The 25,748-nt window shown below is 72.4% G+C and carries 2 protein-coding genes; both read right to left on the bottom strand.

Going from position 1 to position 25,748, the window contains the following annotated elements:
• Positions 1-2: 2 nt before the first annotated feature.
• A complete protein-coding gene (locus MT347_RS12735) occupies positions 3-236 on the bottom strand; it encodes a phosphopantetheine-binding protein (protein WP_243501558.1) in 234 nt (77 codons plus the stop codon).
• Complete coding sequence (locus MT347_RS12730; RefSeq protein ID WP_243501557.1) at positions 233-25,732, bottom strand: non-ribosomal peptide synthase/polyketide synthase; 25,500 nt, start codon at positions 25,730-25,732, stop codon at positions 233-235. The genes MT347_RS12735 and MT347_RS12730 overlap by 4 nt, the downstream gene beginning before the upstream one ends.
• Between the last annotated feature and the right edge of the window lie 16 nt (positions 25,733-25,748).

Here is a 25,748-nt window from a genome sequence, read left to right as displayed (position 1 = left end):
CGTCAGCTCCGCCCGGTGGTCAGCACGTCGATCCAGTGCGCGAGGCGCTGATCCTCGGCGAGCGCGACGTAGTCGATCTTCGACGCGCCCGTGCGCCGCCATTTCTCGACGAGCTCCATGATGCGCACCGAGTCCATGCCCTGATCGCGGAGGTCGAGCGTGGGATCGACCTCGGATGCCGGCACGAGAAGCACCTCGGCGACATCGGCGCGAACGCTCTCAGCGGTGATGGTCATGAGTTCTCCTGTTCGGTGTCTCCGCGGAGACTGGCGTCGAGAAGTCGCGTCAATCGCGACCCCCATTTCTGCAGACCGGATGCCCCGGCGATGACCGACGCGTGGTCCTCGTCGTCGATGCGCACGAGGTCGAGGTCGCGCACGTGCGTACCCCAGCCCAGGTCGTGGCGGGCGTCGTCGGGCACGTCACCCGAGTCGGAGAGGTCGTCGGTGGCGATGACGAGCGCACGGGTGTCGAGGTGGCCTTCGGTGCCGGTGGACATGACCCGGTCGCTGCGCAGCGCCGAGATGGCGATGGCGGTCAGCACCTCATCGGCCGACGGGTCGCCGGCGTCGAGACCCAGGATGCCGAGCCACTCCGCGCGCGACCCGTCGAGGAATCGTGCGTGCGCGGCGCTGTCATCGTGCACCGGGATCGCCCCCGGCCCGGGCGCCGGCGCCTCCCAGCCGTGGGCGGGGGTGTCGACGATCGTGAGCGATGCGACCTCCGCCCCGCGGTGGGCGAGCTCCTGGCCGACCGAGAACGCGAGGTAGGCGCCGAGCGACCAGCCGAGCAGGTCGTAGGGACCGGTCGGTTGCGCGCGCTGGATGGCGTCGGCGTACACCGCGGCCACCTCCGCGCGAGTGTCGAGGTCGGCCTCGACCCCGCCGTGCGCGGGGTCTTGCACACCGGTGAGGCCCATGCCCTCGGGCAGGTGGGCGGCCAACGAGGCATAGGAGAACGCGAAGCCGCCCTGGGCGTGCACCGCGAACAGCTGCCGACCCGAGCGCGACGCCACGAACGGCACGAGCACGGCATCGAGCAGGGCTTCGTGCTCGGGATCGTCTCCGGCGTCGTCTCCGGCGCGGGATGCTGCGGGCGCGGGGGCGGCGTCAGCCGTCACGGGTGCGGCGTGGGGTGCCGCACCGCGCGCGACCTCGTCGCCCACGCGGGCGAGCGCCCGCATCCACAGGTCCGCGAGCTCGTGCACGTCGGCCTGGTCGATCGCGAGCGCGGCGAACTCGATGCTTCCCTGCAGCGCGATGCCCTCGCCCGACGGGTCGGGTTCGGCGGCCACGTTGATGTCGAGCAGCGACGGCATCGGCATCGACGGGTCGGAGAAGCCCGAGAGGCCGGGCGCCTCGGGCGCGAACGACCAGTCGGCCGCCGCCTCCTCCTCCGTCCCGCCGCCGCCGAACTGTCCGAGGTAGTTGAAGCTGATCTGCGGCCGCACGGCATCGAGCACAGCGGCATCCGTGACCGCACCCGAGCGCAGCACGCCGAAGCCGATGCCGCGGTTCGGCACCCGGCGCAGCTGGTCGCGAGCGCGCGACACCGCGTCGGCGGCACCGGTACCGGCATCCAGCGCGACGGGGAACCAGCTCGTGAACCACCCGACGGTGCGTGAGAGGTCGCTGCCGGGCACGAAGCCCTCTTCGCGGCCGTGGCCTTCGAGCCCGATCAGCACGCGCGAAGCGTGCTCTCCGCGGCGCGCCCGCCATTCGCCGACCGCCCGAGCCAGGGTGCCCAGCAGCACATCGTTGACCTCGACCCCCAGTACCGCCGGCACCGCGGTGAGCAGGCTCGCCGTCAGCGGCGCCGGCACGTGCACGGGCACCCGCCCGGCGGTGTCGAGCAGGTCGAGCGACCGGTCGAGGGGGCGCGCGCCCATCGGCGCATCGGCCGTCGTGGCCACCCCGGTCCAGTACTCCTGTTCGGCGATCAGATCGCGGTCCGCGGCCCGTGCAGCCAGCGCCTCCGACCACGAGGGCAGGCTCGTCCTGACCGCGAGGAGCTCGTCACGGGCGGCGCCGGTCTCGAGCTGCCAGGCGTGCTGCAGGTCTTCTTCGAGAATGCGCCACGAGACCCCGTCGGTCACGAGGTGGTGCACGACGAGCAGCAGCCGACTGGTCGTCTCAGCGGCGTTCGTCACCCACAGCGCCCGCCAGAGCATGCCGCCACGGGGGTCGAGCGCGGTGGCCAGGGCCTCGGTATGGCGGTCGAGGCTCAGCATCCATTCCGTGCTCGCCCACGCGTCGGTGGTCGTGGCGACGTCGCAACGCTCGATCGCGGCGTCCGAGGCACCCAGCTCGAACCGGTCGCCGACGAGGCGTCCGCCCAGCGCCTCGTGGTGACGCACCACACGCCCGAGCACGCGGTCTAGCACCGCACGGTCGACTCCGGCGGGCACTGTGAACAGCGCCGACTGCGCGAACGAGTCGAACCCCGCAATGTCCACGGCTCCGGCGGCGATCGGCCATAGACGCGACGAGCGCACCTCGGGCACGGCCGGCACCGCCTGCGTCGGGGCCGCGCGCTCGTCGGCGATGACGGCGAGGGCACCGATCGTGCGGGCGGCGAACACATCGGCCGCCGACAGGGTCACCCCGGCACGACGGGCGCGCGAGACGACCTGGATCGACAGGATGCTGTCGCCCCCGAGACGGAAGAAGTCGTCGTCCATCGACACCGCCGCCGCAGGCCCCAGACGCAGCACCTCGCGGAAGATCCCGACGAGCGTGCGCTCGGTGTCGGTCTCGGCCTCGCGCACCTCGTCGGTCGCCGCGGCGAACTCGGGCGCGGGCAGTGCCCGGCGATCGAGCTTGCCGTTCGGGGTGAGGGGGAACGCGTCGACCGAGGTGAAGGTGGCCGGCACCATGTAATCGGGCAGCTGCTGGGCGACGTGCGCGCGGATGCTCTCGCGCTGCGCGACCCCGTCCGCGGCGTCACCCGCCGGCAGCACGTACGCGGCGAGGAACTTTCCGCCGCCGGGGTGATCGAGGGCGATCACCGCCGCGCTCACCACCTCGGCGTGCGTCTCGAGCACCGCGCGGATCTCGTCGGGCTCGATGCGGTAGCCGCGGATCTTCACCTGCTCATCGGCGCGGCCCAGGTAGTCGATGCGGCCCTCGGCGTTCCACCGGGCGAGATCCCCGGTGCGGTACATGCGCTCGCCCGGCTCCCACGGGCAGGCGACGAACCGCTCCGCCGTGAGCGCGGACTGTCCCCAGTACCCGCGCGCCGTTCCGGCCCCGGCGAGGTACAGCTCGCCGGGCACACCCGGCAGCGCCGGTTCGAGGCTGTCGTCGAGGATGTACGCCCGGGTGTCGAAGATCGGCCCGCCGACGCTGGGGGTGGCACTGTCGGCCAGGTCGGCGCCGAGTGCGTTGATCGTGTACTCGGTGGGCCCGTAGAGGTTGTAGGCCTCGACCCCGGGCGCCTCGCGCAGCTGCTGCCAGAGCCGCTCGGGCACGGCCTCGCCGCCGAGCGAGACGAACACGACGCCGGGAGCGTCGGCCGACACCGACCGCCCGGCGGGGCGGTCGCGCTGCAGCAGCCCCTCGTCGACGAGCACCTGCCCATACGAGGGCGTGACGTCGAAGCCGTCCATGCGGGCGCGGTCGTAGTAATCGACCAGCCGCTGCGGATCGCGGCGCAGCGCCTCGTCGATCACGTGCACCTCGTGGCCGTTGAGCAGCCAGAACAGCTGCTCCCACGACGCGTCGAACGAGAACGACGTCGTGTGTGCGATCTTCATGCGCCGCCCGCCCTGGTGGGCGACGACACGATCGAAGATGCGCTCGACGTGGTTGGCGTACATGTTCGTGAGGCCTCGGTAGCCGACGGCCACGCCCTTGGGCCGACCGGTCGATCCCGACGTGAAGATGATGTACGCCAGGTGGTCGAGCGAGACGGGCCCGCCGCGGTCAGCGTCGGTGATCGGGGCGGGATCGGATGCCGCGAGTCGCCGCCGGACATTGTCGCCGTCGAGGTCGATCACCGCTCCGGCCGCGGGGCCGGAGCGCCCGGCATCCTTCGTCGTCACCAGCGTCACCGTGGGCTCGGCGACCTGCAGCATGTACGCGATGCGGTCATCGGGCAGCTCGGTGTCGACCGGCACATAGGCCGCCCCCACCGCGAAGACGGCGAACATCGCGATCACCATGCGCTCGTCGCGCGGCAGCAGCAACGCCACCCGATGCTCGGGGCGCACGCCCTCGGCCAGCAGCAGGCGCGCGTAGCGGTTCACCTCGGCCGAGAACGCGGCGAACGTGAAGCTGCGGTCACCGGCGACCAGCGCCGTATCGCCCGGCGAACGCCGCACCTGCTCGTCGAGGAGCGCCGCCACGGTGCGCTCGTCGACCGGCACGGCCGGCCACTGCCGCGGATCGAGCGACCACCCCGCGGGGCCGGCGGGCCGTCCACGCTCGGCCGGCAGCAGCACCGAGAGTTGTCCGACGGGTGTGTCGAGGCGGCGCACGAGCGCGCGCAGCACCTGGGTGTAGCGGTCGAGCACGTGCTGCGCGGCATCCCTCTCGTACGCATCGAGGCGGTACGACAGTCGCACGTGGAGGTGCGCCTGGCCGTCGCTCTGCCACGGGTTGACCGCGAAAGTGACCGGGTAGTGCGTGGCGTCGTCGATCGAGCCGCCCACCACGCGGATGCCGCCGACCTCGTGGTCGGACTTCACCCGCGAGGGGTGGTTCTGCACGACGAAGAGGGTGTCGAACAGTGCGCCGAGACCGACGGCGGTCTGGATGCCGGTGAGCGAGGCGTACGGGTGCTCGATGACGCGCAGCTGCTCGTGCTGCACCCGGGTGAGCAGGCCCTGCACCGACTCGACGGGCGAGAACCCCACCCGCATCGGCACGGTGTTGAAGAGGAGGCCGATGATGCGGTCGCCGTCGGCCAGCTCGGGTGGGCGCCCGGAGACGGTGTTGCCGAACACGACGTCGTCGCTGCCCACCAGGCGGCCGAGGGTGATGCCCCACGCCGTCTGCAGCACGGTGCCCACGGTGACGCCGGCGCGACGGGCCGCGTCGTAGACGGCGGTGGCATCTGCCGGAGCGAGATCGTGGTGCAGCTCGCCGGTCTCGACCCGCGCGTCGCCCTGGCTCGCGCCCTGCGGCCAGACCAGGGTGGGCCCCGAGAGGTCGGCGAGATAGTCGGCCCACGACGACTGCGCGACGTCGTGATCCTGCTCGTCGAGCCAGTCGAGGTAGGAGCGGAACGACGCCGGGCGCACGCGCTGGGCGTACCCGGGGTCGGCGTAGACGGCGAGGATCTCATCCAACAGCGCGTTGAGCGACCAGCCGTCGAGCAGCACGTGCTCGAAGGTCATCACGAGTTTCCAGCTGTGCGCCGCGTGCTCGATGAGCGTGAAGCGCAGCAGCGGCGGCTCCTCGAAGTCGAACGGCTCCTGCCGCTCGGCCCGGAGGAACGGGGCCAGCTCGGTGCCCCGCGCGGCCCAATCGGTCGAAGCGATGATGCGGAACGGCACCTCCACGCCGGCGGGCACGACCTGCGCCTGACCCGACGGCAGGAAGGCCGCCCGCAGGTGGGGGTACCGGCCGACCGCGACGCGCGTGGCCTCGCGGAGGCGCTCGGCGTCGACCGCGCCGCTCAGGTCGCGGGTGGCCTGCGAGACGTAGGCGTTGCGATCGCCCGATTCGCGGGCACGCACCATGTGGTACACCAGGCCGCGCTGCAGCGGGGTGAGCGCGAAGAGCTCTGCATCGGCGCCGTAGCGGTCGCGGGCGGCCGCGTCGTCGGCCGACGACAGCGCGAGGCGGTCGACGCGGCCGAGCCGCAGCAGCGCGGGCGCGTCGGGCACGGCGATGCCGGTGGACTCGATCGCCGCCGCGACCGCCGCGGCGAGGGCGTCGGCGTCGACGCGCAGGCCCGAGGCCGTGTCGACCTCGACGCGCACCGCGCGGAGTACTGTCACGTCGGCGGGGATGCCGGCATCCGTCTCGTCAGGCGAGGGTGCCACCAGCACGCGCACCGAAACCGGCACGGCGGGGGCATCGGCGACGTGGCCCTCCGCATCCGAGGCGAACATCGCGACGCGCACCTGCGCGGGTGGCACGTCGTCGAAGACGGCTCCGAATCGGGGATGCCGCGCCAGCGCGTCGCAGGTGGCGGACCGCTCCGCGAGGGGGGCGATGACGGCCCGGAGCTCCGCGGCGTCGTCGAGGCCGGGCGCGACCACGACGGGGAAGACGCGCACGCCGGCATCTCGGCTCGGCTCGACGATCTCGACCACGAGGTCGGCGTCGACCCGCAGGGTGCGCGCCACCGCGGCCACGACCTCCGCCCACGTGTCGGCACGATCGGCCGCCGCACGTGGGGACGCGGAGAGAGCGACTCGGGCGTGCGCGGGTGCGGCCGCGGCATCCGTCTCCACATCGGCCGGATCGGCGTCGGCGAGGTCATCGATCAGGTCGGCGAAGAACGGGTCATCGAGCGCCGCCGCGAGCTCGGCTTCGGTGAGCGGCGCCTCCGACGACACGCGCCGCTGTACGTCCATCGGCGTGGGCGTGCGGTAGGCGGCGACCAGCTGCGCTGCGGCGGTGCGTGCAGCATCCAGCAGCTCGGGGTTGTCTGCCCGGCCGATCAGCGCACCGCTGCCGTCGTCGCGCACACCGAGGCGCAGGTCGAGTCGCACGCTCAGGGCGGTCTGGGCGATCGCGGCGCGCCAGAGCGCGTCGTCGCGCACGTCGAATGCCGGCAGCGCGAGCGTGTACCCGACCGCGTGTGCGGCGTCGTGTGAGACGTCCGCGCCGGTGAGAGCGGCCTGCACGAGACGCGCCAGGTGCGGCACGGGCAGTTCGGGGTGGCGCGCGCCGAGCACGAGGAAGAGCCGGCTGCGCTCGAGCAGGCGCTCGATGGTCGCGGGGGCGAACAGTTCACGGGCGGCGTCGAGATGCAGCGCGAGGAAGCCCGCCTCGTCGCGGCGGATCGAGAAGACGAGGTCGAACAGCGCCGGCGCCTGGTCGGCAGCGGGGTCGGCTGCGGGGTCGGCAGCGGCGGCATCGCGACCGGCACCGGGGGCGAGGTGGGGGGTGAGCGTGCCGGGCGAGGCGTCGTCGTCGGCGTCGGCGTCCGGCGCGTCGAAGTACGCCGCCATCACCTGGAACACCGGGCTCACTCCCGGCAGGCGCGGTGGCCTGGTCGCTTCGACGATGCTCTCGAACGGCACGAGCGTGCGTCCGGCGGCGTCGATCACGCGATCGCGCACACCTCGCACGGTGCCCGCGAAGCCGGCTGTCTCGTCGATGTCGGCACGCACCACGACGGTGTCGATGAAATAGCCGATCAGATCGGTGAGCGCCGGGTCGTCGCGCAGACTGACCGGCGTGCCGATCGGGATGCTGCGCCCCGCCCCCTCGTGCCACAGCGCGAGGGTGATCGCGGTGATCAGTGCCTGCAGCGGCGTGGCGCGTTCGTCGCCCAGCAGTTCGTCGAGCTCGACGCTCTCGTCGAGGGTGAGCTCGCCGCGCGCGACGCCGATCGTGCGCTCGACCGCCTCGTCGCGCGGACGATCCAGTGGCAGGGCGGTCTCGGCGGGGAGGCCGACGAGCACGTCGGTCCAGTGGTCGAGTTCGGTGCGGAAGGGCGAACCGCTGTCGGCGGGGTCGCCGAGCACGGCCCGCTGCCACACCGCGAAGTCGGCGTACTGCACCGGCAGGGGGTCGAGGACGGCGGGCCGGCCGGTGAGCTCGGCGGTGTAGAGCGCGTCGAGGTCGCGCAGGAACGGGTCGGACGATTGCTCGTCGGTGACCAGGTGGTGCCCGTACGCCACGACGACGTCGTGCGCAGCGGTGCGCAGCAGCGCGAAGCGCAGCCCGAAGTCGGTGGCGACGTCGAGGGGTTCGGCGAGCAGCTCGGCGATGCGGGCATCGACGTCGGCCTCCCCGAGTTCTTCGACCCTCAGCAGGGTGGCGGCGGGCGTGGCGTGCACGTGCTGACGCAGCGTGCCCGAGTCGTCGTCGAAGGTGAACGTCGTGCGCAACACCTCGTGCCGCTCGACGAGTCGCCCGACCGCGGCGACCAGCGCATCGACGACGGCCGGCTGCGTGAGGCGCAGGACGAACGCCGTACGGTAGATGCTCCGATCAGCGACCTGTTCGGCCAGCCAGAGGGATTGTTGTCCGTAGGAGGCGGGGATGGTGTCGGGTCGGGCGAGGTCGCCGACGCGCAGGGTCGTGGCAGCCGGGGTCTCGATGTCGACTCGAGCCGCGAGGGCGGCGATGCTCGGGTGGTCGAACACGTCGCGGAGGGTGAGGGCGGCGTGCAGGGTGGCGTTGGCCTTGGCGACGACGCGGGTGGCGAGGAGGGAGTGTCCGCCGAGGCGGAAGAAGTCGTCGTCGACCGACAGGGCGGTGGCGTCGACGCGGAGCACGTCGGCGAACACCGCGGCGAGAGCGCGCTCGGTGGTGGTGTGCGGAGCGCGGCCCGTGGATGACGTGGTCAGGTCGGGCGCCGGGAGGGCGCGGCGATCGAGCTTGCCGTTCACCGTGACCGGGAACGCCGCCAGCACGGTGACGGTCGCCGGGACCATGTAGTCCGGCAGAGCGGCTGCAGCGTGCACACGAAGGTCGCCGGAGAGCGCAGAGTCGTCTCTGACAGAGTCGCCCACGACCGTGACATAGGCGGCGAGGAGGGTGCCCGCAACCGGGTGCTCCACCGGCACCACAACAGCGGCGGTGACCGACGGATGCCGCTCCAGTACGTGCCGGATCTCGTCCAGCTCGATGCGGAACCCGCGCACCTTCACCTGATCGTCCCCGCGGCCGAGGTACTCCAGCACCCCGTCACCGTTCCACCGGACCAGGTCACCCGTGCGGTACAGACGTGCGCCGTCGTCGGTGAAGGGATCGGCGACGAACCGGTCCGCCGTCAGCGCCGCGCGGCCGACGTACCCATCGGCGAGCTGCACACCCCCGAGGTAGAGCTCCCCCGCAACACCCACCGGCACCGGACGCAGCCACGAATCCAGCACCCGCACCGTCGTGTTCGACACCGGACCACCGATCGGGACAACGCTCTGGCCGTCCAGAGAGACCTCCGACAGGGCGACACCCGTGGTCTCGACCGCGGCCTCCGTGGGCCCGTACGTGTTCCACACGTTCACCTTGGTGCCCGACAGGGCGACCCCCAGCGAAGCCGGGAACGCCTCCCCGCCCACCGACAGGTGACGCACCTGCGACGCCGCAAGCTCGAACCCGTCATCGAGCATCGCCTGCAGCACGGTCGGGACGAGCTCCACGAACCCGACGGGCTCCGTGGCGAGAGTCGCGGCGAGGAAGCCCGGGTCTTTCTCCGCCCCCGCCGGAATCAGCCGCACCGTCGCGCCGACGGCGAGAGGCCAGAACAACTCCGGCACCGACACATCGAACCCGACCGACGTCTTCTGCAACACCCGATCACCGACCGCCAACGGGAACACGTCCTGACGCCACCCGATGAGGTTCACGATCGCCTCATGCGACACCGCGACACCCTTCGGGCGCCCCGTCGTCCCCGACGTGAAGATCACATACGCCGCATCCCCCGGGGTGAGCGGACGCGACAACACCGGCGCCGACACCTCGGCCGACGCATCCACTGACAGAACCGCACGAACATCCGCGTCGTCCACGACCAGCAGCTCGAACGCCGACAGCGCGCCCACGTGCCCGGCCGCCACGACCTCCGAGGTCACGACGACCGACGGCGCAGCATCCTCCAGAATCACCGCGACACGATCCGCCGGATACCCCGGGTCGATCGGCACATACGCCGCCCCCGCCCGCACCACCGCAGCCACCGTCACCACAAGATCGACCGAACGACCGAGGAGCACACCGACCCGATCCCCGACGACCACTCCGCGCGAGACCAGCAGCGACGCCAGAGCATTCACGCGTGCGTCGAACACCGCGAACGACAGCTCGGCACCATCCGCCGACACGACCGCAACCGCATCCGGCACCACGGCCGCACGCTCCCGCACCAGAGCATCCAGGGTCACCCCCGACGACGGCACCACCGCACCGATGCACCGAAGGGCGCCGGCGAGGTCGTCCTCGGACGCCGCCGGATCGAGCTCGGCGACCGGCAGCGACGGGTTCTCGGCGATCGCGGTGAGCACCCGGCGCAAGACGTCGAGGAAGCGCTCGGCCGAGGGGCGATCCAGCACGTCCGTCGCGTAGGTGAGGGAGCCGCGGAGTCCGGCGGGCGTCTCTTCGAGGCTCAGATCGAGGTCGGTCTTGGCCGCGCCGAGGATCCCGGGCAGGACGCTCGCCGTGAGACCACCGCCGAGATCGAGCCCGTTCTCGTGCTCGCCGAGGAAGTGCGTGAGCATGACCTGGAACAGCGGGGTGCGGTTGGTGGAGCGCTCGGCGCCGACCGTGGCGGTGATCAGCTCGAACGGCGCCGCCTGGTGCGCGAACGCGTCGAGCACGGCCGACTTCGCCGACCGCAGCACGCTCTCGAGTGTGTCGCCGGGGGCCAGGCGATACCGGATCGGGAGGGTGTTGACGAAGTATCCGACCATCTCGTCGAGGCCCTCGATGTCGCGTCCGCCGACGGGCGATCCGATGACGAGGTCGTCGCCCCCGCCGAGCGCCGAGACGGTCAGCGCGACCGCCGCGTGCGAGAGCATGAACATGCTGACGCCGTGCGCCTCCGCGACCTGCCGGAGCGCGGCGGTGGTGGCGGCCGCGACCTCGAACACGACATCGTCGCCGCGGTGAGTGGGGTCGCTCGGGCGGGGCCGGTCGAGCGTCACCGTGGACTCGTCGGGCGCGTCGGCCAGCGCATCGCGCCAGTGGTCGAGGTGCGCGGCGAGAAGGGGTGACGGCTCGGCGGGGTCGCCGAGCACCGTGCGCTGCCAGAGCGCATAGTCGGCGTACTGCGTCGTGAGCGGCGCCCATCGCGGCGCGTCGCCCGCGGCACGGGCGCGGTAAGCGGTCGAGAGATCGCTCATCAGCGACGGGAACGACCACTCGTCGACGGCGTGGTGGTGCACGGCGAGCACGAACACCCACTCGCGCCGGCCGGTGCGCAGCAGCCCGGCGCGCACCGGGAGGTCGGCGGCCAGGTCGAATCCGCGCTGCACCAGCTCGGCCACACGCGCGTCGACCACGGCGGCGTCGGCGTCGCGGAGGTCGTCGGTGATCAGCTCCACCCCGGCGCGCGCCTGCTCGACCGGGACGATGATCTGTCGCAGCTCGCCGTCGTGCGAGGCGATCAGGGTGCGCAGCGACTCGTGCCGCGCCACAACGTCGCGGAGGGCCGCCTGCAGCGCGCCCGCGTCGAGATCCGCCCCGGTGATCCGCAGCACGGTCGGCACGACGTAGAGCGAGCCGGGCCCGCCGAGCTGTTCGATCAGCCAGAGCGACTGCTGTCCGTACGACACCGGCAGCACATCGGGGCGGGCGATGTCTCCTACGCGGGGGGCCGCGGTCACGCGCTCGCTCCGAGTGTCGACCGCCAGGGCGAGCGACGCGAGGGTGGGGTGGTCGAACACGTCGCGCAGGGTGAGCGCGGAGCGCAGGGCGGCGTTGGCCTTGGTGACGACGCGGGTGGCGAGGAGGGAGTGTCCGCCGAGGCGGAAGAAGTCGTCGTCGACCGACAGAGCCGTGGCATCGACGCGGAGAACCTCGGCGAACACCGCGGCGAGAGCGCGTTCGGTCTCGGACTCTGGGGCACGACCCGCGCTGCCGAGATCGGGAGCGGGCAAGGCGCGACGATCGAGCTTGCCGTTGATCGTGACCGGAAACACGTCGAGCACGGTGATTGTGGTCGGCACCATGTAGTCGGGCAGGGCCGCTGCCGCATGACGGCGAAGTGCGTCGGCAGAGTCCTCCCCCGGGCCGGTGACATAGGCGGCGAGCAGGGTGCCCGCGACCGGGTGCTCCACCGGCGCCACAACAGCGGCGGTGACCGACGGATGCCGCTCCAGTACGTGCCGGATCTCGTCCAGCTCGATGCGGAACCCGCGCACCTTCACCTGATCATCGCCGCGGCCGAGGTACTCCAGCACCCCATCGCCGTTCCACCGGACGACGTCACCGGTGCGGTACAGACGTGCGCCGTCGTCGGTGAAGGGGTCGGCGACGAACCGGTCCGCCGTCAGCGCCGCGCGGCCGATGTACCCCTCGGCGAGCTGCCTGCCCCCGAGGTAGAGCTCACCCGCAACCCCCACCGGCACCGGCCGCAACCACGAATCCAGCACCCGTGCCGTGGTGTTGCTGACCGGACCGCCGATCGGGACGACGCTCTGGCCGTCCAGGGAAACCTCTGACAGGGCGACACCCGTGGTCTCGACCGCGGCCTCCGTGGGCCCGTACGTGTTCCACACGTTCACCCCCGTGCCGGACAACGCGTGGCCGAGAGAAGCCGGGAACGCCTCCCCACCCACTGACAGGTGCCGCACCTGCGACGCGGCGAGCTCGAATCCGTCATCGAGCATCGCCTGCAGCACCGTCGGCACCAGCTCCACGAACCCGACCGGCTCCGCCGTGAGCACCCCCGCGAGGAAGCCCGGATCTTTCTCCGCCCCCGCCGGAATCAACCGCACCGTCGCCCCGACAGCGAGAGGCCAGAAGAACTCCGGCACCGCCACATCGAACCCGACCGACGTCTTCTGCAACACCCGATTCTCGACGCCGAGCGGGAACACACTCTGACGCCACCGGATCAGATTCACGATCGCCTCGTGTGAGACCGCGACACCCTTCGGGCGCCCCGTCGTCCCCGACGTGAAGATCACATACGCCGCATCCCACGGCGACACGGGACGCGACAGCACCGGCGCCGACACCTCGGCCGACGCATCGACCGACAGGGCGGCGAGAATTTCGGGCTCATCGACGATCGCCACCGCCGGCACAGCCTCCAAAGCGCCCGCGAGTGATCCCGCGACGGCGGTCGAGGTCACGACCACCGACGGGACGGCATCCTCCAAGATGACCGCGACACGATCCGCCGGATACCCGGGATCGATCGGCACATACGCCGCCCCCGCCCGCACCACCGCAGCCACCGTCACCACAAGATCGACCGAACGATCGAGGAGCACACCAACCCGATCCCCGACGACCACTCCGCGCGAGACCAGCACTCGGGCCAGGGCGTTCACGCGTGCGTCGAACACCTCGAACGACAACTCGGCACCCTCCGCCGACACCACCGCAACCGCATCCGGCACCACGGCCGCACGCTCCCGCAACAGATCGTCGAGGGTCACACCCGGAGACGGCGCCGCGGCGCCGGCACGGCCGGCGACGGCATCCGTCACCCGAAGCTCTGCCACCGGGAGCGTCGGCGTCTCGGCGAAGGCGGCGAGCGCCCCCTGGAAGACCGTCACGAACCGGTCGGCCGATGCCCGGTCGAGAACATCGGTGGCGAAGGTGAGGAACCCGGTCAGGCCGTCGGGCGCCTCCTCGATCGTCAGATCAAGGTCGGCTTTCGCGGCGGCGAGAACGCCGGCCTCCGCCGCGACGACGGTGTTCTCACCGAGGTCGAGGGCGCCGCCGTGGCCCCGGAGGAAGTGCGTCAGGAGAATCTGGAACAGGGGGGTGCGGCTCGCGGTGCGTTCTGCGGAAACCGCGGCGGTGATCAGCTCGAACGGCGCCGCCTGGTGCGCGAACGCGTCGAGCACCGACCGGTGAGCATCGCGCAGCACCTCGTCGAGGCGCGCGTGTCGGGCGAGCCGGCGCCGGATCGGCAGGGTGTTGACGAAGTAGCCGACCGTGTCTTCGACGCCGTCGGCGTCGCGACCGCCGACGGGCGAGCCGATGACGAGGTCGTCGCCGCCGCCCAGCGTCGACACCGTCAGTGCGAGTGCCGCGTGCGCGGTTGTGAACATGCTCACCCCGTGCGCCGCGGCGACGCGGCGCAGCCCGTGGGTGGTCTGCGCGTCGACGGTGAAGACGAGATCGTCACCGTGCGAGCTGGGGACGCTCGGCCGGGCGCGATCGAGGGTGATCGTCGACTCGTCGGGCGCGTCGGCCAGCGCCTCGCGCCAGTAGTCGAGGTGACCGGCGAGCACCGATGACGGGTCGGCGGGGTCGCCGAGCACGGCGCGCTGCCACACCGCGTGGTCGGCGTACTGCACTGGCACCGACTCCCACCGAGGGGCCCCACCCGAAGTTCGGGCGCGATAGGCGACCGAGAGATCGCCGAGCAAGGTGGGGAACGACCACTCGTCGACGGCGTGGTGGTGCACGGCGAGCACGAACACCCACTCGCGTGCACCGGTGCGCAGGAGCCCGGCGCGGACGGGGAGGTCGACGCCCAGGTCGAAACGCTGGTGCAGCAGTTCGGCGACGCGCGCGTCGACCGCGTCGGGGGCGAGATCCTGTGCGATGAGGGGCAACCGCGCCGCGGAGGTGTCGGGGTCTGCGATGACCTGCACGAGGTCGCCGTCGTGAACGGCCAGCAGAGTGCGCAGCGACTCGTGCCGCGCGACGACGTCGCGCAGGGCCGCGCCGAGTGCCTCCTCGTCGAGCTCGCCGGAGATCCGCCGCACGGTCGGCACGACGTAGAGCCCTCCGGGGCCGCCGAGCTGTTCGATCAGCCAGAGGGATTGTTGTCCGTAGGAGGCGGGGATGCTGTCGGGTCGGGCGAGGTCGCCGACGCGCAGGGTCGTGGTGGTCCCGGTGGTGCTGCCTTCGACCCTCGCGGCGAGGGCAGCGAGGGTGGGGTGGTCGAACACGTCGCGGAGGGTGAGGGCGGAGCGCAGGGCGGCGTTGGCCTTGGCGACCACGCGGGTCGCGAGGAGGGAGTGCCCGCCGAGACGGAAGAAGTCGTCGTCGACCGACAGGGCGGTGGCGTCGATGCGGAGCACGTCGGCGAACACGGCGGCGAGAGCGCGCTCGGTGGTGGTGTGCGGAGCGCGGCCCGTGGATGACGTGGTCAGGTCGGGCGCCGGGAGGGCGCGGCGGTCGAGCTTGCCGTTCACGGTCGTCGGGAACGCCGCCAGCACGGTGACAGTGGCCGGGACCATGTACTCCGGCAGGACCGCCGCCGCATGGGTGCGGAGCGCGTCGGTGAAGGCAGAGTCCTCCCCCGACACTCCCGCGACCGTGGTGACGTAGGCGGCGAGCAGGGTGCCCGCGACAGGGTGTTCCACCGGCACGACGACCGCGGCGGTGACGGAGGGATGCCGCTCCAGCACGTGTCGGATCTCGTCGAGTTCGATGCGGAACCCGCGCACCTTCACCTGATCGTCGCCGCGGCCGAGGTACTCCAGCATCCCGTCGCCGTTCCACCGGACGACGTCACCGGTGCGGTACAGCCTCTGCCCCGAATCAGAGAAGGGATCGGCGACGAACCGGTCCGCCGTCAGTCCCGCGCGACCGATGTACCCCTCCGCGAGCTGCCTGCCCCCGAGGTAGAGCTCACCCGCAACACCCACCGGCACCGGCCGCAACCACGAATCCAGCACCCGCACCGTGGTGTTGCTGACCGGACCACCGATCGGAACCACCGCGACGTCTGTCAGATCGAGGTCGGCGAGCCGCGCCCCGGTCGTCTCGACCGCGGCCTCCGTGGGCCCATACGTGTTCCACACGTTCACCCCGGTGCCCGACAGGGCGACACCCAGCGAAGCCGGGAACGCCTCCCCACCCACCGAGAGGTGACGCACCTGCGACGCGGCGAGCTCGAATCCGTCATCGAGCATCGACTGCAGCACGGTCGGCACCAGCTCCACGAACCCGACCGGCTCCGTGGCGAGGGTAGCGGCGAGGAAGCCCGGGTCTTTCTCCGCCCCCGCCGGAATCAACCGCACCGTCGCACCCACAGCGAGGGGCCAGAAGAACTCCGGCACCGACACATCGAACCCGACCGACGTCTTCTGCAACACCCGATCACCGACCGCCAGCGGGAACACACCCTGACGCCACTGGACCAGATTCACGATCGCCTCGTGCGACACCACGACGCCCTTCGGACGCCCCGTCGTCCCCGACGTGAAGATCACATACGCCGCATCCCCCGGGGTGAGCGGACGCGACAACACCGGCGCAGACCCCGCGACGGTCAGAGCCGCGCGCACCTCGGCCTCATCCACGACCAGCAGCGCCGCATCCGCCAACGCCCCCGCGTGAAGGGCGGCGACCCGGCCCGACGTCACCACGACAGTCGGCGCGGCGTCCTCCAGAATCACCCCGACACGATCCGCCGGATACCCGGGATCGATCGGCACATACGCCGCCCCCGCCCGCACCACCGCAGCCACCGTCACCACAAGATCGACCGAACGACCGAGGAGCACACCAACCCGATCCCCGACGACCACTCCGCGCGAGACCAGCAGCGACGCCAAAGCACTCACCCGCGCATCGAACACCGCGAACGACAACTCGGCACCCTCCGCAGACACCACCGCAACGGCATCCGGAACCGAAACCGCACGCTCCCGCACCAGAGCATCCAGGGTCACCCCCGACGACGGCACCACCGCACCGACACGGCCGGCGACGGCATCCGTCACCCCCACCTCCGCCACCCGCGTCGACAGGTCCGCCGCGATCGCGGCGAGCACGTCGTCGAGCGCCGAGGCGAACCGCTCGGCGGTCGCACGCTCGAGGGCCTCGGGCGCGTAGGTGAGGCAGAAGTCTGTGCCGCTCGGCTTCGGCAGCACCGAGAGCGTGAGCGGGTAATGGGTCGAGTCGCGGGCATCCACGCCGGTGAGCGACACACGGCGGCCGACGACCGGCGCGGTGAGAGCCGACTCGTCGAGCGGATAGTTCTCGTAGACGAAGAGCGTGTCGAACAGGCGGTCGAGACCCGTCGCGCGCTGCAGGTCGGCGAGCTGCACGTGGTGGTGATCGAGCAACGCGGTGTTCTGCTGCTGAACGGCAGCGGCCACGTGCGCGAAGGTCTCGTCCGGGGCGAACGTCACCACGGTGGGCACCGTGTTGATGAAGAGGCCGACGGCGTCTTCGATGCCGTCGAGCTCGGCCGGGCGCCCTGACACCGTGGTGCCGAATACGACCGTGCGCTGGTCGGAGACGCCGCGCAGCACCAGCCCCCACGCGGCCTGCACGAGGCTGCTCAGCGTGACTCCGGCGGCCTGCGCCGAGGCGCGCAACGCCTCCGTGCGTGTCGCGTCGAGGCGCAGCACCACGTCGTCGGGAAAGGCCGTCGCCCGCCCGGCCGCGTGGGCGGGGGCGACGAGGGTGGGCTCGTCGAGGGCGCGGAGTGCCGGCATCCACTGCTCGATGGACGCCTCCGCATCGCCCTCGTCGAGCCACTCGACGAATCGCGTGAATCCGCGGTGCGGGGAGATCCTCGGGGCCCCGCCGTCAGCGTCGGGCCCGGCCAGCGCGTCGAGCAGGTGCCGCACGATCCGCGGCATCGACCAGCCGTCGGCGAGCACGTGGTGGAGGGTCAGCACCAGCGCGTGCGTCGTGGCGTCCGTGCGCACCAGGCTCGCCCGCAGAAGGGGCGCGGCTGTCAGATCGAAGCGGATGCCACGGTCGGCGTCGGCGACCTCACGCACTGCCGCGTCGGTGTCGGACGAGCCCGAGGCGTCGTGGTGCGTGATCGGCACCGTGACGGTGCGCGGGATCACCGCGAGGTGATCGCCGGCGCCGGTGACCGCGATCGACGCGCGCAGATTCGGGTAGCGCTCGAGGACGGCGGTGAGAGCTGCGGCGACCCCCTCGCGGTCGACCACACCGGTCAGGTGCAGGGTGGTCTGTGTGACGTAGCGGTCCACGGTGTCGCCCGCACCCGACGCGAGCAGCGACTCGAAGACGATGCCGCGCTGCAGCGGGGTGAGCGGCAGCACGTCGGTGAGCTCGCCGTGTCGGTGGGTCCAGGCATCCAGCTCGGTCTGCGTCACGGCAGCGACCACATCGGCCGGCGAGCGGCGCACGGCCGGCGCCGTCTCGGCGTAGGCGCGGAGGTTGCCGAGCGCCTGCGCCCACAGCGCGCTCAGCTCGCGCACGTCGGCCTCGGCGACGATGCCCGGGGCGTAGGCGAAAGAGCCCTGCAACGTGACCTCGCCACGGTCGCCGATGGCGGCGACGTTGATGTCGATCACGGCGGGCAGCGGCATGACCTCGGGAGTGTGGCCGCCGAGTCCGGGTGCCTCGGGCGCCGAGCCCCAGGCGACGGCCTCCGCCACGGCGGCGAACTGGCCGAGGTAGTTGAAGCCGATCTGCGGTTCGGCGGCAGCGGCGAGCCCCGCTGCGGCGTCGGGGGCGAAGTACCGCAGCAAGCCGTAGCCGAGGCCGCGGCCGGGCACCGCGCGCAGGTGCTCCTTGACCCGCAGCACCGCATCGGCGGTTGCTGCGGGCGTGGCCAGGGCGGCCGTGGGATCGATGTCGTCGGTCGACAGCGCCACGGGGTAGCGGCTGGTGAACCAGCCGACCGACCGCGACAGATCGGCGCCGGGCACGAGGGATTCCTCCCGGCCGTGCCCCTCCAGCCCGATCACCGCGCGACGGTGGGCGATACCGCGGCGGGCGCGCCAGGCGCCGACGGCGACCGTGAGGGCGCCCAGCAGCAGGTCGTTGACCTCTGCCGAGAGGGTGTGCGCGGCATCCGTCAGCACGGCGCGCGTGACGTCGGTCGGAACCTCGATGTCGATGCGCCCGGCGGTAGCGTAGGTGTCGGCGGCGGCGAGCGTGCGCGAGCCGAGCAACGGGTCGGTGGCGGTGACGACGTCCGTCCAGTACCCGGCCTGTGCGGCGAGGTCGTCGTCGGTGGCGCGGGCAGCGAGCGCCGCCGACCAGGTCGGAAGGCTCGTTCCGGCGTCGTGCAGCGGGTCGGTGGTCGCGCCGGTCTCGAGCGCCCAGGCATGCGCGAGGTCGTCACCGATGATGCGCCACGAGACACCGTCGATCACGAGGTGGTGCACCACGAGCAGCAGGCGCCCGCTCCGGTCGGCGTCGCTCGCGCACCACACCGCACGCCAGAGCGCCCCTGTGGCGGGATCGAGCGACTCCGAGAGCTCTCGCGTGAGCTCGGTGAGCCGACGGCGCCATTGCGCCGACGACCACAGCGCGTCCGCGCGCTCGATCGTGACGGCGTCAGCCGCCGGTGCGGCACCGCCGATCTCGAACCGCGGGGTGGCATCGCCCTCGCTCACGAGCCGACCGTCGAGCACCGGATGCTGCGCCACGACCCGTGCAAGCACGCGCCGCACGGCGACCTCGTCGGCCTCGACCGGCGTGGTGAAGACGAACGACTGCGTGAACGCCGCGAAGCCCGGCTCGCCCACCCGCTGCGCGGCGATGGGCCAAAGCCCGGCCGCCGTGACGGCAACGGGTGTGGCATCCGTCCCGGGTCCACCCGGCGCACCGCTCGCCGCACGCTCATCGGCGAGGCTCGCGAGAGCTGCGATCGTGCGCCCCGTGAACACCTCGCCCGCGGTCACGGCGACCCCCGCGCGCCGCGCGCGCGAGACCACCTGGATCGACAGGATGCTGTCGCCGCCGAGCCGGAAGAAGTCGTCGTCGACGCCGAGTGCGGCATCCGCGTCGAGATGCAGCACCTCGCGGAACACCGCCGCCAGTGTGGTCTCGGTCGGGGTTTGCGCGGCACGGCCGCCCGATCGCGACCCGCCGCCGAACTCGGGAGCCGGGAGCGCACGGCGATCGAGCTTGCCGTTGGCCGTCACCGGGAAGGTCTCGAGCACCGTGACGGTGGAGGGCACCATGTAGTCGGGCAGGGCCGCCGCCGCGTGCGCCCGGAGCGAGTCGACGGTGACGGTGTCGTTCGCGGTGACGTAGGCCGCCAGGAACGTTCCCGCGACGGGGTGGTCGGCGGCGATCACCGCGGCACTCGAGACGAGGGGATGCTGCTCCAGCACGCTGCGGATCTCATCGAGCTCGATGCGGAAACCGCGCACCTTCACCTGGTCGTCGCTGCGGCCGAGGTACTCCAGCACTCCGGTGGTACTCCACCGCACGATGTCGCCGGTGCGGTACAGCCGCTCGCCCGCCGCGCCTGACGGGTCGGCGACGAAACGCTCGGCGGTGAGGGCCGAGCGGCCCACGTACCCGTGCGCCACCTGCACGCCCCCGAGGTAGAGCTCGCCCGCGACACCGACCGGCACCGGCCGGAGCCAGCCGTCGAGCACCCGCACCGTCGTGTTCGCCACGGCGGCGCCGATCGGCACGACCGCGGCGCCCTCGAGAGCACCCCGGTCGACCCGGTGGGCGGTGACGTCGACGGCCGCCTCGGTGGGTCCGTAGAGGTTGTGCAGACCCGCGTGCGCGAAGAGACGATCCGCCTCGATTGCTGCGGCGGCCGGCAGCGCCTCGCCCGAGAAGAAGACGTGACGCAGCGACACGAGGTGTTCCGGGTCGGGTTCGGCGCCGAGGAACGCCTGCAGCATCGAGGGCACGAAGTGGGCGGCGGTGACCCGCTGCCGGCGGATCACCGCCGCGAGGTACTCGGGGTCTTTATGGCCGCCGTGCGCCGCGACCACGACCGCGGCGCCGGTCATGAGCGGCAGGAAGAACTCCCACACCGACACGTCGAAGGTGTCGGGCGTCTTCTGCAGCACGCGATCGGCGGCCGTGATGCCGTAGTCGTCGCGCATCCACCGCAGCCGGTTGACGATCGCCTCGTGCGAGACGGCGACACCCTTGGGGCGGCCGGTCGTGCCCGAGGTGAAGATCACGTACGCGGTGTCGCGGCCGGTCAGCGGGCGGTCCCGAACGGGACGCCCCGCTCCCGCCGCGTGCAGCCGGACGGCGACCGCCTCGTCGTCGCAGATCAGCACGCGAGTGCCGGCGAGAGCCGCGGCGTGCGCGGTCGCGGTGGCGCGATCGGTGAGCACGACGGGCGGTGCGGCGTCCTCGACGATCCGCTGGATGCGGTCGGACGGGTAGTCGGGATCGAGCGGCACGTAGGCAGCTCCCGCGCGGATCACGCCGGCGAGCGCGACGACGAGGTCGGCTGAGCGAGGCAGGAGAACGCCCACCAGGTCGCCGACGCGCACCCCCTCATCGACGAGCAGTGCCGCGAGGGCGTTTACGCGCGTGTCGAGGGCGGCGTAGTCGAGAGTCGCGCCGTCGGAGTCGTCGACGACGGCTGCGGCCGCCGGGGTCGCGGCCGTCGTCGCCGTGAGCAGAGCGTCGAGCGTGGTGGGCGGCGCGGCGAGCTCCCGCCCCACGGAGGCGGTGGCCACTAGCGCGCAGTCGGTCGCCGACCGCGGGTCGAGATCGGCGATGCGGGCACTCGCATCACCGAGGAGCGCGTGCAGGATGCGGCGCAGCACCGCGACGAACCGATCCACGGTCGCGGGGTCGAACAGCTCGACCGCGTAGGCGAGCGAGCCGCTGAGCCCGTCGGCGGTCTCGGTGAGGTACAGGTCGAGGTCGGTCTTGACCGCGTCGAGGTCGGCGATGTCGACCGACACCGAGCATTCACCCCACCGTAGATCGGCGGCATGGTCGCGGGTCTGATGGGTGAGCATCACCTGGAAGAGCGGGTTGCGGCTGATCGACCGCGGGGCGCCGACGGCGCCGACGATCTGCTCGAACGGCGCCGCCTGGTGGGCGAGGGCGTCGAGCACGGTGGCGCGTGTGCGGGCGAGCACGTCGGTGAGGGTGTCGTCCGCATCGAACCGGTGCCGCAGCGGCAGCGTGTTGACGAAGTAGCCGACGAGCCCCTCCATGCCGTCGGCGGTGCGCCCGCCGACGGGCGAGCCGATCACGACGTCGTCGGTGGCGCCGAGGGTTGCCACGGCCAACGCGGTCGCGGCGTGCAGCAGCATGAACGTCGTCACGCCGTTCCGCTCGGTGGCCCGGTGCAGCGCCTCGGCCGTGACGTCGACGTCGACGGTGAGAGTGGCGGCCCGATGGGTCGGGGCGGTGGGCCGCGCGCGGTCGGCGGGGATGGTCGACTCGTCGGGGGCGTCGGCGAGTGCCGCGCGCCACGCCGTGAGGTGTGCGGCGAGCGCGGAGTCGGGGGCGTCGGCCGACCCGAGCGTGTGACGCTGCCACACGGCCACGTCGGCGGGCTGCGCCGCGAGCGGCTCCCCGCCCGGTTCGTCGCCGGCGAGTCGCACCGCGTAGGCGCTCCCGAGGTCGGCCAGCAGCACCGGCACCGACCACTCGTCGATCGCCGAGTGGTGCATGAGCAGCACCAGGACGTGGGCGGTCGCATCGACGCGGATCAGCTCGGCGCGGATCGGCAGGTCGCCCGCCAGATCGAAGCCGGGGGCGCTGAGCCGCGCGACTCGCTCCTGCACCGCACCGCCATCGGCACCCGGCAGCTCGGCCGTGCTCCACGCGAACCTCTCCCGCGCGGCATCCGTCGTCAGGACGACCTGCCGCAGCGCGCCGCCGTCTTCGACGATCAGCGTGCGCAGCGCCTCGTGGCGCGCGATCACGTCGTGCAGCGCCCCGCGCAGCGCGTCGGCGTCGAGCACTCCGTCGAGCCGCAGGGTGAGCGGCACGACGTAGCGGCCGCCGGCGCCGCCCACCTGCTCGATCAGCCAGAGCGCCTGCTGCCCGAACGAGACGGGAAGCACCGCCGGGCGCGCGAGGTCGCCGACACCCACGACGGATGCCGCACCGGCCGGCGCCGCCGCCGATGCCTCGATCAGAGCGGCGAGCGCCTCGACCGTGGGCCGGTCGAACACGTCGCGCAGGGTCAGCTCGGCGCCGTGCGTGGCGTTCATGCGCGCGACGACGCGCGTGGCCAGCAGCGAGTGGCCGCCGAGGCGGAAGAAATCGTCATCAGCGGCGAGCGCCGCATCCGGGGCCAGGTGCAACACGTCGCGGAACACCTCCGCCAGTGCGCGCTCCACGGCGGAACGGGGCTGTCGGCCGCCACCCGACGAGCCGGCACCGAGATCGGGTACGGGGAGGGCCCGCCGGTCGAGTTTGCCGTTGGCCGTCACCGGGAACTTGGGCAGCACGGTGACGGTGCTCGGCACCATGTAGTCGGGCAGTGTTGCTCTGGCGAACGCCGGGAGCTCGGCGTCGTCGAGGCTCGCGCCGGCCGTGACGGTCACGTACGCGGCGAGGAACTTCCCGCCGGCGGGGTGATCCCACGCGACGACCGCCGCGGCCGAGACCAGTGGATGCTGCTCCACGACGCTGCGGATCTCGTCGAGCTCGATGCGGAAACCGCGCACCTTCACCTGGTCGTCGCCGCGTCCGAGGTACTCGATCTGGCCCTGGGCGTTCCAGCGCACCACATCGCCCGTGCGGTACAGCCGGTCGCCCGTGTCGGAGAACGGGTCGGCCACGAATCGGTCGGCCGTGAGGGAGTACCGCCCGACGTACCCGTCGGCCAGCTGCTGACCGCCGAGATAGAGCTCTCCCGCGACGCCGATCGGCACCGGCCGGAGCAGGCCGTCGAGCACGAGCGCGCGCACACCGGGCGCGGGCCGGCCGATCGGCACCACCGCGAGGCCCGCGGGCACGCCGTCGGCGAGGTCGAGCGAGGTCACGTCGACCGTCGTCTCGGTCGGGCCGTAGACGTTGTCGATGCGGGCCGTGCCGAACACCTTTCGCGCCTCGACCGCAGCCGAGGCGGGGAACGCCTCGCCCGAGACGAACACCTGGCGCAACGACGACAGCCGTGCCGGATCGGGGTCCGCGGCCAGGAAGGCCTGCAGCATCGAAGGCACGAAGTGCGTGACGGTGATGTGGCGGCGTTCGATCACGTCAGCGAGATAGGCAGGGTCCTTGTGCCCCTCGTCCTTCGCGACGACGACGGCGCCCCCGACCAGCAGCGCGACGAAGAACTCCCACAGCGACGCGTCGAAGGTGGCGGGTGTCTTCTGCAGCACACGGTCAGCGGGGCCGAAGCCGTGCACCTGCACGGCCCAGCGCAGCCGATCGACGATGCCGCGGTGCGTGACCCGCACGCCCTTCGGGCGCCCGGTCGTGCCCGACGTGTAGACGAAGTAGACCGTGTCGGCGGGCGTGAGGGGGCGCGCGAGGGCCGGAGGCTCCTGCGCGCCCTGGCGCAGTGCGGCGCGCACGACCGGGTCGTCGAGCAGCATCCGCGACGCGGCGAGGCCCTGCAGTCCGGCCTCGTGGGCGGCGGCGGTCGCGGCATCGGTGACGACGACGCTCACGCCCGCGTCGGTGAAGACGTACTCGACGCGGTCGGCGGGGTAGGAGGTGTCGACCGGCACCCACGCGGCACCGGTGCGGATGATCGCGGCCAGGGTGACCAGCAGATCGGCCGAGCGCGGCAGCAGCACGCCGACGCGGTCGCCGACGGTGACGCCTCGCTGCGCGAGCAGCGCCGCGAGCGCGTTCGCCCGCGCGTCGAATCCGGCGAAGGTGAGCTCGGCGCCGTCGGCACCCTCGTCCACGACAGCGACAGCATCGGGTGTGCGCGTCGCCTGCGCCCGCACCAGCGCATCCAGGGTCGCCGCAGCAGGGTCGCCGCCCGGCCAGACCTCCAGCTCGGCGCCGTTCGACCACCCCGCCACTCGTGCGCGTTCCTCCGGGAGCCCGGTTGGTGGCAGCTCGGCGACCCTCTGTGCGGTGACGTCGCCGGCCACGACGGCGGCCACGAACTGCGCGAATCCCTCCGCTCGCGCGGACAGCTCCGCGGCATCCATGAAATGCTCGTGGCTCGCCAGCTCCATGTACGAGCCGTGCACGGCGTCGGCGTAGACGGTCAGGTCGAGGCGACCGACGGGACCGGCGTTGACGGTCTCCTGACGGGCGATCAGGCCGCCGAAGTCGGCCTCGTAGTCGAACGCCTTGATGTTCACCAGCGGCAGCGTGCGGTAATCGGCCTCGCCTCCCGGCCACTGGCGGGCGACGATCTCCTCCGACAGTCGGGTCTCGCGGCTCGCGCGGCGCAGCTGGTCGGCGATCGTCTGCGCCAGGGCGGCGACCGTCATTCCCCCCGCCAGATCGGCGACCACGGGCAGTGTCGTCACGAGCATGCCGGGAGTGCGCAGCGCTGCCGCATCGCCGCGCATCATGAACGGCACCCGCACGACGAGCTCGCGCCGCCCCTCCGCCAGTGCGGTGTACGCGCCCCACAGCGTGGTGAGGTAGGCGGCCCAGTTCACACGGGCGTCACGCGCCGCACCCCGCAGCAACGGCCACGCATCGGCGGGCAGCGCAACGGTGGTGCGCTGGTGCGACCGGTGGAACAGCTCGTCGGTGTGCGACGCCGACGCGTACCCGAGCGGCTCGGCCGCGCCGAACACGGCGGCCCCGTCAGCGGGCAGGGTCGCCGCGGCATCCCCTCCTCCGCCGGTGAGGAGGCTCGCTCCGGCATCGGCACGGGCCACCTCGGACCACGCACCGAACGAGCGCGCCGGAGCCTCCTCCCCCGCCTGCGCGGCGGTGTAGAGCTCGGCGACCCGGCGGGTGAAGAGCGACTGGCCGTAGGCGTCCACGCGCAGGTGGTGGGTCGAGAAACTCCAGGCCCACCCGCCGTCGGCACGGCGGAGGAGAGTGGAGGAGGCGAGGTCGACCTCGCCCTCGTACGTCTCTCGCACGCGCCGACGGATGGCGTCGTCGGCCGCGGGCTCGTCGACGACCATCGTCGTCAGCGTGGCCGCGGTGTCGATCCATTGCCACGGGATGCCGTCGTCGTCGGTGACGCGGGCGCGCAGCGCGTCGGTCTCGGCGAACGCGCCGGACACGGCTGCGGCGAAGAACTCGGCGTCGATCGCGCCGTCGAGCCACACGATCTGGCCGATCCGATAGGCCGTGGCGGTGGGGTACAGGCGCTGCGCAGCCCAGACTCCGCGCTGTGCACGCGTCAGAGGGAAGTGGTCGTGCGACATGGCGCCTCCATCGTTT

Source organism: Microbacterium sp. VKM Ac-2923, from assembly GCF_022815605.1.
In the GTDB taxonomy this organism is placed as follows: Bacteria; Actinomycetota; Actinomycetes; order Actinomycetales; family Microbacteriaceae; genus Microbacterium.
Note: the sequence above shows the minus strand (reverse complement) of the source record. Positions and strands in the feature narration are given on the sequence as shown.

Coding starts and splice junctions, on each gene's coding strand:
- MT347_RS12730 (WP_243501557.1), bottom strand. CDS start 25,732: ATGTCGCACGACCACTTCCCTCTGACGCGTGCACAGCGCGGAGTCTGG.
- MT347_RS12735 (WP_243501558.1), bottom strand. CDS start 236: ATGACCATCACCGCTGAGAGCGTTCGCGCCGATGTCGCCGAGGTGCTT.